13 protein-coding genes and 2 tRNA genes are annotated in these 12,734 nt (G+C 73.1%); 12 read left to right on the forward strand and 3 right to left on the reverse strand.

Annotated features, from left to right (window positions below):
- Positions 1-157: 157 nt before the first annotated feature.
- Positions 158-1,159 carry an endonuclease/exonuclease/phosphatase family protein gene (locus ACN263_RS05305; protein WP_422738712.1) on the reverse strand — a complete coding sequence of 334 codons (1,002 nt, stop codon included), beginning with the start codon at positions 1,157-1,159 and terminating at the stop codon, positions 158-160.
- A gap of 296 nt (positions 1,160-1,455) precedes the next feature.
- On the opposite strand from ACN263_RS05305, the gene ACN263_RS05310 reads away from it, so the two are divergent.
- The 9 genes from ACN263_RS05310 to ACN263_RS05350 all read left to right on the forward strand — a co-directional run bounded on the left by ACN263_RS05310 (position 1,456) and on the right by ACN263_RS05350 (position 8,749).
- Complete coding sequence (locus tag ACN263_RS05310) at positions 1,456-1,965, forward strand: hypothetical protein (protein ID WP_422738713.1); 510 nt, start codon at positions 1,456-1,458, stop codon at positions 1,963-1,965.
- Positions 1,966-2,190: 225 nt separating this feature from the next.
- Positions 2,191-3,240 (forward strand): AAA family ATPase, encoded by a 1,050-nt coding sequence (locus ACN263_RS05315; protein WP_422738714.1) that lies wholly within the window; start codon positions 2,191-2,193, stop codon positions 3,238-3,240.
- Positions 3,237-4,262, forward strand: coding sequence for a DUF58 domain-containing protein (locus ACN263_RS05320; protein WP_422738715.1), 1,026 nt, complete (start codon positions 3,237-3,239; stop codon positions 4,260-4,262). Before ACN263_RS05315 ends, ACN263_RS05320 begins: the two co-directional genes overlap by 4 nt.
- Positions 4,259-5,218, forward strand: coding sequence for a VWA domain-containing protein (locus ACN263_RS05325; RefSeq protein ID WP_422738716.1), 960 nt, complete (start codon positions 4,259-4,261; stop codon positions 5,216-5,218). Before ACN263_RS05320 ends, ACN263_RS05325 begins: the two co-directional genes overlap by 4 nt.
- A gap of 34 nt (positions 5,219-5,252) precedes the next feature.
- On the forward strand, positions 5,253-6,113 hold the full coding sequence (locus ACN263_RS05330) for a S1C family serine protease (RefSeq protein WP_422738717.1): 861 nt from the start codon (positions 5,253-5,255) through the stop codon (positions 6,111-6,113).
- 99 nt (positions 6,114-6,212) lie between these two features.
- Positions 6,213-6,509, forward strand: coding sequence for a hypothetical protein (locus tag ACN263_RS05335; protein WP_422738718.1), 297 nt, complete (start codon positions 6,213-6,215; stop codon positions 6,507-6,509).
- A 34-nt stretch (positions 6,510-6,543) separates the two neighbouring features.
- Positions 6,544-6,969: an alternative ribosome rescue aminoacyl-tRNA hydrolase ArfB gene (gene arfB, locus ACN263_RS05340; RefSeq protein WP_357131213.1), complete on the forward strand. Its 426-nt coding sequence runs from the start codon at positions 6,544-6,546 to the stop codon at positions 6,967-6,969.
- A gap of 112 nt (positions 6,970-7,081) precedes the next feature.
- The gene (locus ACN263_RS05345) at positions 7,082-8,080 is read left to right on the forward strand and encodes an aldo/keto reductase (RefSeq protein WP_422738719.1); all 999 of its coding nucleotides are present in this window, start codon (positions 7,082-7,084) and stop codon (positions 8,078-8,080) included.
- 75 nt (positions 8,081-8,155) lie between these two features.
- A complete protein-coding gene (locus ACN263_RS05350; protein WP_422738720.1) occupies positions 8,156-8,749 on the forward strand; it encodes a TetR family transcriptional regulator in 594 nt (197 codons plus the stop codon).
- A gap of 11 nt (positions 8,750-8,760) precedes the next feature.
- On the opposite strand, the gene ACN263_RS05355 is transcribed toward ACN263_RS05350, so the two are convergent.
- Both ACN263_RS05355 and ACN263_RS05360 read right to left on the reverse strand, forming a co-directional pair.
- Positions 8,761-9,624 carry a 3-methyladenine DNA glycosylase gene (locus ACN263_RS05355; protein ID WP_422738721.1) on the reverse strand — a complete coding sequence of 288 codons (864 nt, stop codon included), beginning with the start codon at positions 9,622-9,624 and terminating at the stop codon, positions 8,761-8,763.
- Positions 9,625-9,658: 34 nt separating this feature from the next.
- Entirely contained in the window at positions 9,659-11,113 is a 1,455-nt protein-coding gene (locus ACN263_RS05360; RefSeq protein WP_422738722.1) for a hypothetical protein, read from the reverse strand.
- Positions 11,114-11,287: 174 nt separating this feature from the next.
- Here ACN263_RS05360 and ACN263_RS05365 point away from each other — a divergent pair, with 174 nt between their 5' ends.
- The 3 genes from ACN263_RS05365 to ACN263_RS05375 all read left to right on the forward strand — a co-directional run bounded on the left by ACN263_RS05365 (position 11,288) and on the right by ACN263_RS05375 (position 12,478).
- The gene (locus ACN263_RS05365; RefSeq protein WP_422738723.1) at positions 11,288-12,091 is read left to right on the forward strand and encodes a fumarylacetoacetate hydrolase family protein; all 804 of its coding nucleotides are present in this window, start codon (positions 11,288-11,290) and stop codon (positions 12,089-12,091) included.
- A 108-nt stretch (positions 12,092-12,199) separates the two neighbouring features.
- Positions 12,200-12,271: transfer RNA gene (locus ACN263_RS05370), tRNA-Gln, on the forward strand.
- A gap of 134 nt (positions 12,272-12,405) precedes the next feature.
- Positions 12,406-12,478: transfer RNA gene (locus tag ACN263_RS05375), tRNA-Glu, on the forward strand.
- The last annotated feature ends 256 nt before the right edge of the window (positions 12,479-12,734 follow it).

Genomic DNA, 12,734 nt, shown 5'->3' on the forward strand with positions numbered 1-12,734 from the left:
CCCCCACCCCACCCCACCCCACCCCGACCCCCACCCCACCCCGCGCCGATCTTGCACTTTCTGTGGCGGCATAGGCGACGAAAGCCGCAAACCGTCGACACAAAATGCAAGATCGGCGGGGTTAAGGGCGGGGTTGGGGGCGGGGTTGGGGGCGGGGTTAGGGGGTGGGGAGACGGGCGGTGGTCAGGACCGGGCGGTGGTCGCTGCCTGGTAGGGGGAGTATCTGCACCTTGTCGACGGCTATGCGGCGGTCGACGAGGACGTGGTCGATGGTGACCGGGGGGATGAGGTCGCCGTCGTACGGGCCCCAGGTGCCGGTCAGCCCCTTTCCGGTGGCGTCGGCGGCGTCGACGTAGCCGGTGCGCAGCAGCGCCCGCAGTGGACCGTGGTCGAGAGTGGCGTTGAAGTCCCCGGCGAGGATTCGCAGCTCACCGTCGGGCGTGGCGGGTGGTTGGGCGGTCAGGTCGGTACGCCAGGCGTCGACCTGGTCCAGCGCGGACGGTGCCGAGGGGTGGGCCGACTCGACGCGGACCGGTGGCCCGCCGGGAACCGCGACCGTGCCGTACGCCTGGGTGAATCCCCAACCGCCCTGGCCCCGGTTGTGCCGGATGCCGACGTCGATGATCGGCCAGCGCGAGTAGAGCCCGGAGCCGGGCGTGCCGTCCTGCGCGTTGAGCTGCCGGTGGGGGAGCAGCCGGTCGAGGCCGAGTCGGTCCAGCGCGGCCTGCGCGTCGGGCGTGAACTCCTGCACGGTGAGCACGTCGACCCGGTGCCGCCGGACCAGTTCCACGAGCGCCGATGCGTCGGCGGACCCGGCGAGCAGGTTCGCGGTGAGCAGCCGGATCGTCGGGCCGGTCGCCGTCGGCTGCGGCGCGGCCAGCGCCCGGGGCGCGACCACGCCGAGCAGCGCCACCGTGGCCAGGGCCGCGACCGCCGCCGGCCACCAGCGCCGCAGGGCGACGCTGAGCCCGAGGGTGAGCACGCTTGCGGCGGCGACGTACGGGGTGAAGGCGAGGGCCTGCACCAGTGGCCCCCGGTCCAGCCCGGCCAGGCGGACGACCGCCCAGGCCGCCGTGGGCCCGACGACCACCCAGCAGAGGGCGGTCCGGAGCGTCGCCCGGCGGCGGGTCGGCGCGGGCGGGTCGTCGGTGACGATCATGCTGGTCAGCCTAACCGGCGTCCCGCCCGAACAATTTCGTGAATGGCTTTCCGTTCATCTTTCACAATTATCTGACGGCTGGTCGACAGCTCGATAATGCGAGATCAACTATTGACCTGCGGCTTAGCGCGGTGCTACGTTCCATCTGGTTGAAACGACGCAACTCTGAGTAGTAATCCCAGCTCAGAGCCGGTGAAATTCACCGAAAAAATCAACCGCCTCTTCCATTGTCGGCAGTTATCCGTCCCGCCCCGCGGGTCGGCCGAATTCGCACGGTCACACAAGGGGGACCTGTCATGAGTACATCCTTCCGACGCAAGGCGGCAGCGATCGGGTTCGCGGTCGCGGCTCTCACCCTGGCGGGTGGGGGCATCGCCGTCGCCCAGCCGTCGGCGAAGGCGCCGCAGGCGGCCGTCCAGCCGGCGGCGAAGCGGGTGGGCGACCAACCGCCGGTCACGGCCGAGTCGGCACGGTCGGCCAAGGCCGCGCTGAAGGCCAGCGGCGCCAGCACGCTGGCGACGGCCACCTACTACACCGTCGTCAACGCCAACGGCACCAAGGTCCGGGGCACCGGGACCGTCATCAAGTACGGCGCCGGCCAGTACGAGGTGCAGTTCGGCGTGAACGTCTCGACCGGCGCCTACCTGGCGACCATCTCGAGCGCCAACTCCTGCTGCGTGCCGCCCGCCGGCGAGGTATCGGTGGCCCCGCGGCTGAGCACCCCGAACGCGGTCTTCGTGCAGACCTACAACTCGGCTGGAACGCCGGCCGACCTGGGCTTCACGCTGCTCACGCACACCTTCTGAGCGAGGTGACGAGGACCGGCCCCCGCGCACCCGCGCGGGGGTCGGACCGCGCTCGCGCCCGGAAGTTGTCGGGCTCTGGGCGCTCCGGGGTGATTCGGCCCCGGGCGGCCGGCTCGCGTGGCTCGTCACTCTTTCGCGCGGCCCGTGCCCGATGCGGGCGCTCCGGCCCCGTCCGGCCCGCACAATCCGACGTTTGTCGGGGGTCCCGCCCGGGAAGCAAGCACCGTGACGGACATCTCGGACACCCTGGCCAGCATGCCCACCCCGGTCGATCCCGAGCCGACCGGCGCTGAGCTGGAACAGACCCTCTTCGAGGTCAAACGCGTGATCGTCGGGCAGGATCGGCTCGTCGAGCGTCTGCTCACCGCACTGCTCGCCAACGGGCACTGCCTCCTGGAGGGCGTGCCCGGCGTGGCCAAGACCCTCGCCGCGCAGACCCTCGCCACCGTGGTCGGCGGCACCTTCTCCCGGATCCAGTTCACCCCGGACCTGGTCCCCTCCGACATCGTCGGCACCCGGATCTACCGGGCCTCGAAGGAGACCTTCGACATCGAGCTGGGTCCGATCATGGCCAACCTGGTGCTGGCCGACGAGATCAACCGGGCGCCCGCCAAGGTCCAGTCGGCGTTGCTGGAGGCGATGGCCGAACGGCAGGTCTCCATCGGAGGACGCAGCTGGCCGGTTCCGGCGCCGTTCCTGGTGCTGGCCACCCAGAATCCCATCGAGTCCGAGGGGGTCTACCAGCTTCCCGAGGCACAGCGCGACCGGTTCCTCATGAAGGTGGTCGTCGACTACCCCAGCGACGCCGACGAGCTGGCGATCCTCTACCGGATGAGCAGCGACCGGCCCAGCCCGCGCCAGGTGCTCGACCCGCAGCGACTGCAACACCTCCAGGGGCTCGCCGAGCGGATCTTCGTGCACCACGCCCTGGCCGAGTACGTGGTACGGCTGATCCTCGCCACCCGCGACCCGGCCCGGTTCGGCTTGGCCGACATCGCGCCGCTGCTCGCGTACGGCGCCAGCCCCCGGGCCACGCTGGGCCTGGTCGCCGCCGCCCGGGCGCAGGCGCTGTTGCGCGGGCGGGAGTACGTGCTGCCCGAGGACGTCCGGGAGTTGGCGGTGGACGTCCTGTCCCACCGGCTGGTGCTCTCCTTCGACGCCGTGGCCGACGGGGTCTCGGCCGAGAGCATCATCCGGCGGCTGGTGGAGGCGGTGCCACCGCCCCGGGTGGCCACCGGGCACCCCCAGCAGACCGCCGACCTGGCGGCGGCATGAGGCGCGCCGGCCGTCCGTCGGTGGACACCCCGCCCCACCCCGGCCTGGCCGAGCTGACCCCCGATGCGCGGCTGCGCCGACTCGAACTGACCGTCACCCGGCGACTCGACGGTCTGCTGCACGGTCAGTACCGTGGCCTGCTGCCCGGGCCGGGCAGCGAACCCGCCGGCAGCCGGGAGTACCGGCCGGGGGAGGACGAGGTCCGTCGGATGGACTGGGCGGTGACCGCCCGGACCGCCGTGCCGCACGTCCGTCAGGTCGACGCCGACCGGGAACTGACCACCTGGCTGCTCGTCGACTCCAGCGCCAGCATGGAGTTCGGCACCGCCGAGCTGGACAAGCGGGAGTTGGCGGTGTCCGCGGTGGCGGCCGTCGGCTTCCTGACCGCCGGCGTCGGCAACCGGTTGGGCGCGCAGGTGCTGAGCGCCGACGGGATGCGCCGCTTCCCGGCCCGCTGCGGGCGTACCCATCTGCTCGGTCTGCTGCGGGCGTTGCTGGCGGCACCGCGAGCCACCGTGCCCACCCACCGGCCGGGGCCTCGGTCGGCCACGCCGGCCCCGGAGCTGGCCGACGGGCTGGACGCGCTGCACCGGGTGGCCCGCCAGCGTGGACTCGTCGTGGTGGTCTCCGACTTCCTCGACGGCCTGCCGGACGATCCCGACGAGCCGCCGCCCTGGGAGCGGACCCTGCGCCGGCTGTCCGCGCGCCACCAGGTGCTGGCGATCGAGGTGACCGACCCGCGCGAGCTGGAACTGCCCGACGTCGGCCTGATCACGCTCGTCGACCCGGAGACCGGCCGCCGCCGCGAGGTGTGCACATCGGACCGTCGCCTGCGGGAGCGCTACGCCGCGGCTGCCGCCGCCCAGCGGGACCAGGTCCGAGCGGCGTTGCGCCGGAGCGCGGCGACACACCTGGCGCTGCGGACCGACCGGGACGTCAGCGCGGACATCGTCCGGCACGTGCACGCCCAGCGCCGGATGGCCGCCGCGCCGGCCGGGGCCGCCCGGGGAGGTGCCGCGTGAGCTGGGAGTCCCCGCTGCGGCTCTGGCTGCTGGTGGGCGTGCTCGCGCTTGTCGTCGCGTACCTGGTGGTGCAGCGTGGACGCGCCCGCTACGCCGTCCGCTTCACCAACCTGCGGCTGCTCGACCGGGTGGCGCCCGAACGACCGGCCTGGCGGCGGCACGTACCGGCCGGGCTCTTCCTGGCCATGCTGGCACTGCTGGTGGTCGGCTTCGCCCGGCCCACCGCCGAGGTACGGGTACCCCGCGAGCGCGCCACCGTGATGGTGGCCGTCGACGTGTCCACCTCGATGCTCGCCACCGACGTCGAGCCGGACCGGCTGGCGGCGGCGAAGCAGGCCGCCCGGCGGTTCGTCGACGGCCTGCCCGACGAGTTCAACGTGGGGCTCGTCGCGTTCGCCGGCAGCGCCGCCGTGCTGGTGCCGCCGGGCACCGACCGGGACGCCCTGGACGAGGGCATCGGTCGGCTGGCCGAGGGGGTGACCGGGGTCCAGGGCACCGCCATCGGTGAGGCCATCAACACCTCGCTCGGTGCGGTGAAGAGCCTGGACAGCGCGGCCGCGAAGGAACCACCGCCGGCCCGGATCATCCTGCTCTCGGACGGGGCCAACACGTCGGGAATGGACCCGATGGAGGCGGCGGCGGAGGCCGTCGAGGCCAAGGTGCCGGTGCACGCGATCTCCTTCGGCACCCCGTCCGGGTTCGTGGACCGGGGCGGACGGCCGATCCAGGTACCGGTCGACGGGCAGACGCTCCGGGCCGTCGCCGACGAGACCGGCGGGATGTTCCACGAGGCCAGCACCGTCGACGAACTGCGCGCGGTCTACGACGACATCGGCAGTTCGGTCGGCTACCGCACCGAACGCCAGGACGTCTCGGCGCGGTTCATCGGCCTCGGACTGGTGTTCGCGATGGGGGCCGCCGCCGGATCGATGCGCTGGTTCTCCCGGCTGCCCTGACCCGCAGCGTCGACGTCGACCGTGAGGAGTACGCATGGCAGTGCAGACCGGACTGGGCGAACCGCGCGGTCCCTGGTTCATCTCGCCGGATCTCGACCCGGACGGGCGAGGGTGGTGGGACACGCCCGGGTCGGGACGTGACCCGGGCGGGCGGCGGCCCGGTCGGTTGCTCGCCGCGCTGGCGATCGTGGCGGTCTCCGCCGTCTCGGGCGCGCTGGCCGGGGGTGTGGTGGCCAGCCGGGACGGGGCCGGCGGGCCCGCCGCCGCGTCCGCCGCACCGGTGCCGGCGGAACTGGTCACCGCCGCCGAACGGACCGTGCCCGGTGTGGTGTCGGTGCTCGCCGGCGGCGCGAACGGCGGGTCCGCGACGGGCTCGGGTTTCGCCATTGACGACCAGCAGCACCTGGTCACCAACGACCACATCCTGGCCAAGGGCGGTGGCGGGCCGGTGACGGTGGAGCTGCCCGACGGCCGCCGGTACGAGGCCGAGGTGGTCGGCCGGGAGGCGCGCAGTGACCTGGCGGTGCTGAAGGTGCCACCGTCGGCCGGGCTGGCGCCGTTGCCGCTGGCCAAGCCGGGCGCCACCCGGGTCGGTGAGCCGGTGCTCGCGGTGGGTTCACCGTTGGGCCTGTCCGGGACGGTCACCGCGGGCATCGTCAGCGCGCTGGACCGGCAGGTGCGGTTGGGTAACAACCGGCATCGGGCGGTGCAGACCGACGCGTCCATCAACCCCGGCAACTCGGGCGGGCCGTTGGTCAACGCCCGGGGCGAGGTGGTCGGGGTGAACACCGCCATCGCCACCATCGACGGCAACGGTTCGATCGGAATCGGCTTCGCCATCCCCATCGACCAGGTCCAGCAGACCGCCGACACGATCATCGGCAAGGGCGGCTGAGCAGCACGAACGGCCCCACCGGCCGCCCCCAGTGTCGGATATCCGGCCGGACGTCATCGGACCATGGAAATATGACGCTCGGTCTGGATACTGGCTGAGGTGGAGCGTCCTCTTCTTCCGGTCCTCCTGCTGGTGGGCCTGGTCATCGGATGGGCGGTGGGGTCGGCGTACGCCCGCGCACGGCGCGGGTGGACCGATTACCGGACCGCGAAGAACTCGGTGCCCGGCGCTCGCCGTGGCGCGTGGTTGCTGATCCGCGGGGTGGCCGTGAAGGCCGCGGTGGTGGGGTTGCTGCTGTTCGGCGCGGTGGCGTACGCCGCGGTGGGTTCGGACGACGAGACCGCCGGCCCGGCGCCCACCTCGTCCACCACGCGGGGTGAGCCGTCGCACCGGTGACCCGGTGCGACCGCCGGCGGGCTAGCCTCGGGACGTGGACGACGGACTGCGGGTGACCGACCGGTGGGTCGTCCCCGCCGGCGAGCTGCGGGAGCGCTTCTCCCGTTCGTCGGGCCCCGGCGGGCAGGGCGTGAACACCGCCGACTCCCGGGTCGAGCTGAGCTACGACCTGGCGAACTCCCCGGCCGTGCCCGAGTCGCTGCGGGCGCGGGCGTTGGCGCGTCTGGCCAACCGCCTGGTGGACGGCGTGTTGACGATCGCGGCCAGCGAGCACCGGGCGCAGCTCGCCAACCGGGAGGCGGCCCGCGAGCGGATGGCCGCGCTGCTGCGCGAGGCGGCCGCCCCACCGCCGCCTCCCCGTCGCGCGACCAGGCCGTCGCGGGGCGCCAAGGAGCGCCGGCTGGCCGAGAAGAAGCGCCAGTCGCAGCGCAAGCGCGACCGCCGCGTCGACGGCGAGTAGCGGAACGGATCCCATGTCTCGTGTGTCACGCTGCTACTGGGTGACAGAATATGGAATCTGTCAGTCGATCGGTGTACTGTCACTCGGGTAACCCGACGTGAGAGGAAGACCGATGGACACCCGCACCCTCGGCAGCAACGGCCCCACCGTCTCCGCCCTCGGGCTCGGCCTGATGGGCATGTCCGACCTCTACGGTCCCGCCGACGAGGCCGAGAGCATCGCCACCATCCACGCCGCCCTGGACGCCGGCATCACCCTGCTCGACACCGGCGACTTCTACGGCATGGGCCACAACGAGATGCTGCTGCGCGACGCCCTGCGTGGCCGCAACCGGGACAACGCGGTGATCAGCGTCAAGTTCGGCGCCCTGCGCGACGTCGACGGCAACTGGATCGGCCACGACCTGCGACCCGCCGCGATCAAGAACTTCCTGGCCTACACGCTGCGCCGACTCGGCACCGACCACGTCGACATCTACCGCCCGGCCCGGCTCGCGCCGGACGTGCCGGTCGAGGACGTGATGGGCACCCTGGCCGACCTGGTCAAGGCGGGCCACATCCGGCACATCGGCCTGTCCGAGGTGAGCGCCGAGACGCTGCGCCGGGCACACGCCGTGCACCCCGTCGCCGACCTCCAGATCGAGTACTCGTTGATCTCCCGTGACCCCGAGGCCGCGATCCTGCCCACGGCCCGCGAGCTGGGCGTCGGCATCACCGCGTACGGGGTGCTGTCCCGGGGCCTGATCAGCGGCCACTGGACGCCGCAGCGCCAGACCACTGCCGACGACTTCCGCACCGACCTGCCCCGGTTCACGGGCGCGAACCTGGACCGCAACCTCGCCCTGGTGGACGCGCTGCGCGCCGTCGCCGAGGCGCGGGGCGTCACCGTGGCGCAGATCGCCATCGCCTGGGTGCTGTCCCGGGGCGAGACCATCGTGCCGCTGATCGGCGCCCGCCGCCGGGAGCGGCTGACCGAGGCGCTCGGCGCCGCGATGGTCACCCTGACCGAGGCCGACCTGGCCGCGATCGAGGCCGCCGTACCCTCCGACGCGGTCGCCGGCAGCCGCTACGGCGAGGCACAGATGGCGATGCTGGACAGCGAGCGGGCATGACCGTCCCGTCGTGGCGCGACCGCTCGCCCCGGGGGTCGCGCCACGACCGGCGGCGGCGTCAGGGAGGCTGGGACGATGAGCGACGCCACCGCCCTGACGGCTGACCGCATCCTCGACACCGCCGAGGAGGTGCTGCGCCGGTACGGCCCGGCGAAGGCCACCGTGCTCGACGTGGCCCGCGCGCTGAGCGTCAGCCACGGCAGCGTCTACCGGCACTTCGCCAGCAAGGCCGCGCTGCGCGAGGCGGTCGCCGAACGCTGGCTGGCCCGGGTGTCGACCCCGTTGATCGACGTCGCCACCGGCCCCGGGCCGGCCGCCGAGCGGCTGCGCCGGTGGCTGGCCGAACTGAGTGGCACCAAGCGGCGGATGGCCCGCGAGGACCCGGAGCTGTTCGACAACTTCCACCAGCTCGCCACGCTCTCCGAGGGGGCGGTCGCCAACCACCTGGAGGTCCTCGCCGGTCAGCTCAGCCTGATCGTCGCCGACGGGGTGGCCACCGGCGAGTTCACCGTGCCCGACCCGGCGGTGGCCGGCCGCGCGCTGCTCCAGGCCACCGCCCGCTTCCACCACCCGTCGCACCGACCGGAGTGGGACGAGCCGGGCCTCGACGACGATCTCGACGCGGTCGTCGCGCTGCTCCTCGACGGCCTGCGGGCCCGCCCGCGCTGACACCCCGTCCGCTAGGGAATGGCGGCGAGCAGCCGGTCGCGGAGCACAGCCGCGCGGTCGGCGAACCCGCGCTGCGCCGTCGCGTACTCGGCCCGACCCTCCGGCGTCTCCACCCGCACCGGCGGGTGACCCAGCGCCGCCAGGTCGTACGGGCTGGCCCGCATGTCCAGCGTGCGGATCTCGCGGGCCAACTCGAAACAGTCCGCCACCAGCTCGGACGGGACCAGCGGCGACAGTTTGTACGCCCACTTGTAGAGATCCATGTTGGCGTGCAGGCAACCCGGCTGCTCGTTCGCGTGCTGCGTCTCGCGGGTCGGGTTGAGCAGGTTCAACGGCCGGGCCGGCGGGGTGAAGAACCGGTACGCGTCGAAGTGGCTGCACCGCACCCCGCGCTCCTCGACGACCGCGGCGGTCCGCTCCGGGTCCAGCCGCAGCGGCCAGGCGTTGTGGCGCAGCTCCTCGCGGGTCTGCCGGTACACCATCGCCCATTCGTGCATCCCGAAGCAGCCGAAGTGCGGCGTCCGGCCCGCGGTGGCCGCCAGCAGCGAACGGATCCACGCGATCGAATCGCCGCGTCTGACGCGTACCCCCTCGGTGTCGAGGGTGACCCCGGCGGACGTGGCGCGGTAGTCCCGGCCGAACTCGGCCGGGTCGGCGTCGCGCAGCTCGACCCCCGCGCCGGGATGCCAGCGGCGTAGCTGGGCCGGCCGGTGCGAGTAGTAGGTGAAGAGGAAGTCCGCCACCGGATGCCGCTCACCCCGACGCCGCCGCGCCAGGTGCGGCGTCAGCCAGGCGTCCGCCCGCTCCTCGTGGGCCCGGCGGCGGGCCTGCCAGGTCGCCGCGTCGAGCACGGCAGGGGCGAGGGCGGCGGTCACGGAACTCAGGGTACGACCGCCGCCCGCACGCCGGTCAGGGCATCTGCACCCGGACGCCGGCGGAGAACACCCCGCTGCGCAGCTCGAGCTGCCGGGGCGGGTCCCGTCCGTCGACGGTGAAGACCAGCGGGAGCACCACCCGACTGCCCGCCGCCACCGGGTTGGCGAAGACGTCCCGGCCCAGGTTGGCCGCCCGGGTGGCCGACTCGTCCGTGCTCACCCACCGGTTGCCGGGCAGGTAGGCGCGTTGCAGCTGGCCGTGCCAGGGCTGCTGGGCCCCGGTGAGGTTGCGCACACCCACGGTGGCCTGACAGCTCCGCGCGCCCGGCGGGGGCGCGCTGGCTCCCGGGGCGGTGGCCGCGCTGCCCGCCGCGCCGCACGTCATCCGGTAGACGGTGAACTCGAACGCGGACTCCCGCAGCGGCACGCCCATCGGTCCGGAGACCCCGGTGCCCCGCCACGCGCCACTGGTCGGCTGCTTCTGCGTGTCGATCGACGAGACCTGCCGGGTCGCCGTCCAGCCGGCCGTGCCGATCACCCCGGCCAGGACCACCACCGCGCCGCCGACCAGCAGCCAGACCGGTGGGGTACGCCGACGTCGGCGCGGGCTCGGCGTCGCCGGACGCGGGTAGATCGTGCCGCGTCCACCGTCCGCCAGGGCGGCCGCGGTTATCCGTCGTCCGCGGCGGCCTCGCCGTCGACGCCACACCCAGGCCACCATGGCGCTGATCAGCAGCAGGATCCCCAACCCGGCCAGCAGCACCGGATACCGTCGCCAGGGTGGCGCCTCGGTGACCTCCGCCGCCGGTGCGGCGGCTGCCGCCTGCCAGGTGGCGGTGGCGCAGTCGTACGGCCGGCTGCCGTCACTGGTGAACGCGCACGCCGGCGCGGTCAGCGGCTGGCCCGGCGCGGTCGCGGTCAGGGCCGTGCCCAGTGTCGTGCTGCTGTGCGCCGGCAGCCGCAACCGCCACGTCACCTCGGCCGACCCGCCGGAGCGACTGGACCGTCCGCCCGCGCTGATCGCGGTCGCCGACGACCCGGACGGCAGCTCCTGACGGACCGTGGTGTCGACCGGCGAGTTGCCCACGTTGCGGACGTGGATCCGGTACCGCGGCGCCGGGCTGCTCTCCGGCGCGACCGCCACCGTGACCGGCGGCGGGGGCGCCGGCACGACCGCCCGGGTGGGCGTCGCCACCGCCGGTGGCGCCGATGGCGGCGTGGGCTCCGCGCTGGTCGCCCGCGCGGCCACCGGCACCGCCGATCCGACCGCCGTCGGCCCGGTCGTCGGCGGCGCGGCTGTGGGCGGCGGGACTGTTCGTGGCGTGCCGGCCGCCGCCGGTGGCACGGTCGGCGGTGGCGTGACGACCGCCGGTCGTGGCGCGGCCGCCGCCTCCGGGGCCGCCGCGGGCAGGGCCGGCACGGCGGCGAGGATGCCGAGGCAGTGTACGAACACTGCGAGGGCTCTGTGGTGTCGTGTCGATGCAGGCATACGAACGAACCTCCGGAGCCGACGCTAGGGCGGCCCGGCCTCCGTGCGGGTACGAAGTGCGGAATCCCGCCTCCGCCGTCCCGACCTGCGCTAGGGTGCCGCGCCGGTGACGGGTTGCGCACACCCGCCGGGCGTTGTGGCCGGTGGACGCGTTCGCGGGGCTAGATTGGCCGGGTGCGTATCGCTCGTTTCGCTCATGCCAAGGGAATGTCGTTCGGGGCCGTCGAGGGTGAACCGGAGGCCGGGCCGCAGGGCCTGACCATCGCCGAGATCGAGGGTCACCCGTTCGGCCAGCTCACCTTCAGTGGGGCCCGCTGGGCCCTCTCCGACGTCCGGCTGCTCTCGCCGATCCTGCCCAGCAAGGTGGTCTGCGTGGGCCGCAACTACGCCGACCACGCCGCCGAGCTCGGCAACGACGTGCCCAAGGAGCCGCTGCTCTTCCTGAAGCCGTCCACCTCGGTGATCGGTCCCCGGGACGCCATCCGGTTGCCGATCTTCTCCAAGCAGGTGGAGCACGAGGCGGAGTTGGCCGTCGTGATCGGCGCCCCGGGTGCCCGCCGGGCCGACCGCGCCGCCGCCGAACGCGCCATCTTCGGCTACACCTGCGCCAACGACGTGACCGCCCGGGACCTCCAGCGCACGGACGGGCAGTGGACCCGCGCCAAGGGCTTCGACTCGTTCTGCCCGATCGGGCCCTGGATCACCACCGGGCTGGACGTCTCCGACCTGGAGATCCGGTGTGAGGTCGGTCGCAACCCCGACGAGATGGAGGTACGCCAGCTCGGCCGGACGAAGGACATGGTCTTCGACGTGCCTGGCCTGGTGTCGTACATCTCGCACGTGATGACGTTGCTGCCCGGCGACGTCGTGCTCACCGGCACGCCGGCGGGGGTTAGTCCGCTCGTCGAGGGGGATACGGTCACCGTGCGGATCGAGGGCATCGGCGAGCTCAGCAACCCGGTGGTGCCCGTCGCCTGATCGGTCCGATGCCCCTGTTTCCGCAGCTCAAGGGTGGTTCGGGGGGATCGGATTTGGCCTGTCGGCACCGGGAGGGTAATGTTCACTCCCGGCGCCGCAAGGGGCCGATGGGGTATGGGGTAATTGGCAGCCCGACTGATTCTGGTTCAGTTAGTCTAGGTTCGAGTCCTGGTACCCCAGCGCAGCTGGGATTCGCGAGAATCCCGGACGCTGGATTCTGACGGAGTTCTCCTCCGTCCCCACGGGGGCGGAGGGCGGTCTTCGGAAGAGTGCAGCTCCTCCACCCGTTCGGGTGGGGGAGCGAATGTTGTTCTGGCCCCGTCGTCTAGCGGCCCAGGACGCCGCCCTCTCAAGGCGGTAGCGCCGGTTCGAATCCGGTCGGGGCTACATCGTGCACAGCCCGTCTCACTGCGGTGAGGCGGGCTGTTTCGTGTCCGCGGTCGGGTCTGGTCGCGGCTGGGTTTGTTCGCGGCCGGGTTGATCGACTCGGCTTGCAGGAAGGCGTGGTGTCCTGAGCCCGCTGATCGGCCGAGTTCACGGAACCCGAGTCGATCTGGGCGGTGGCACACGCGGCCGTTGCCCGTACCCCGTTCCCGCCCTCGCGGGCGGTGCCGCTAGACTACGAGCCGCACCGCCCGCGAGG

This window comes from Micromonospora sp. WMMD729 (assembly GCF_049315225.1).
GTDB lineage: Bacteria > Actinomycetota > Actinomycetes > Mycobacteriales > Micromonosporaceae > Micromonospora.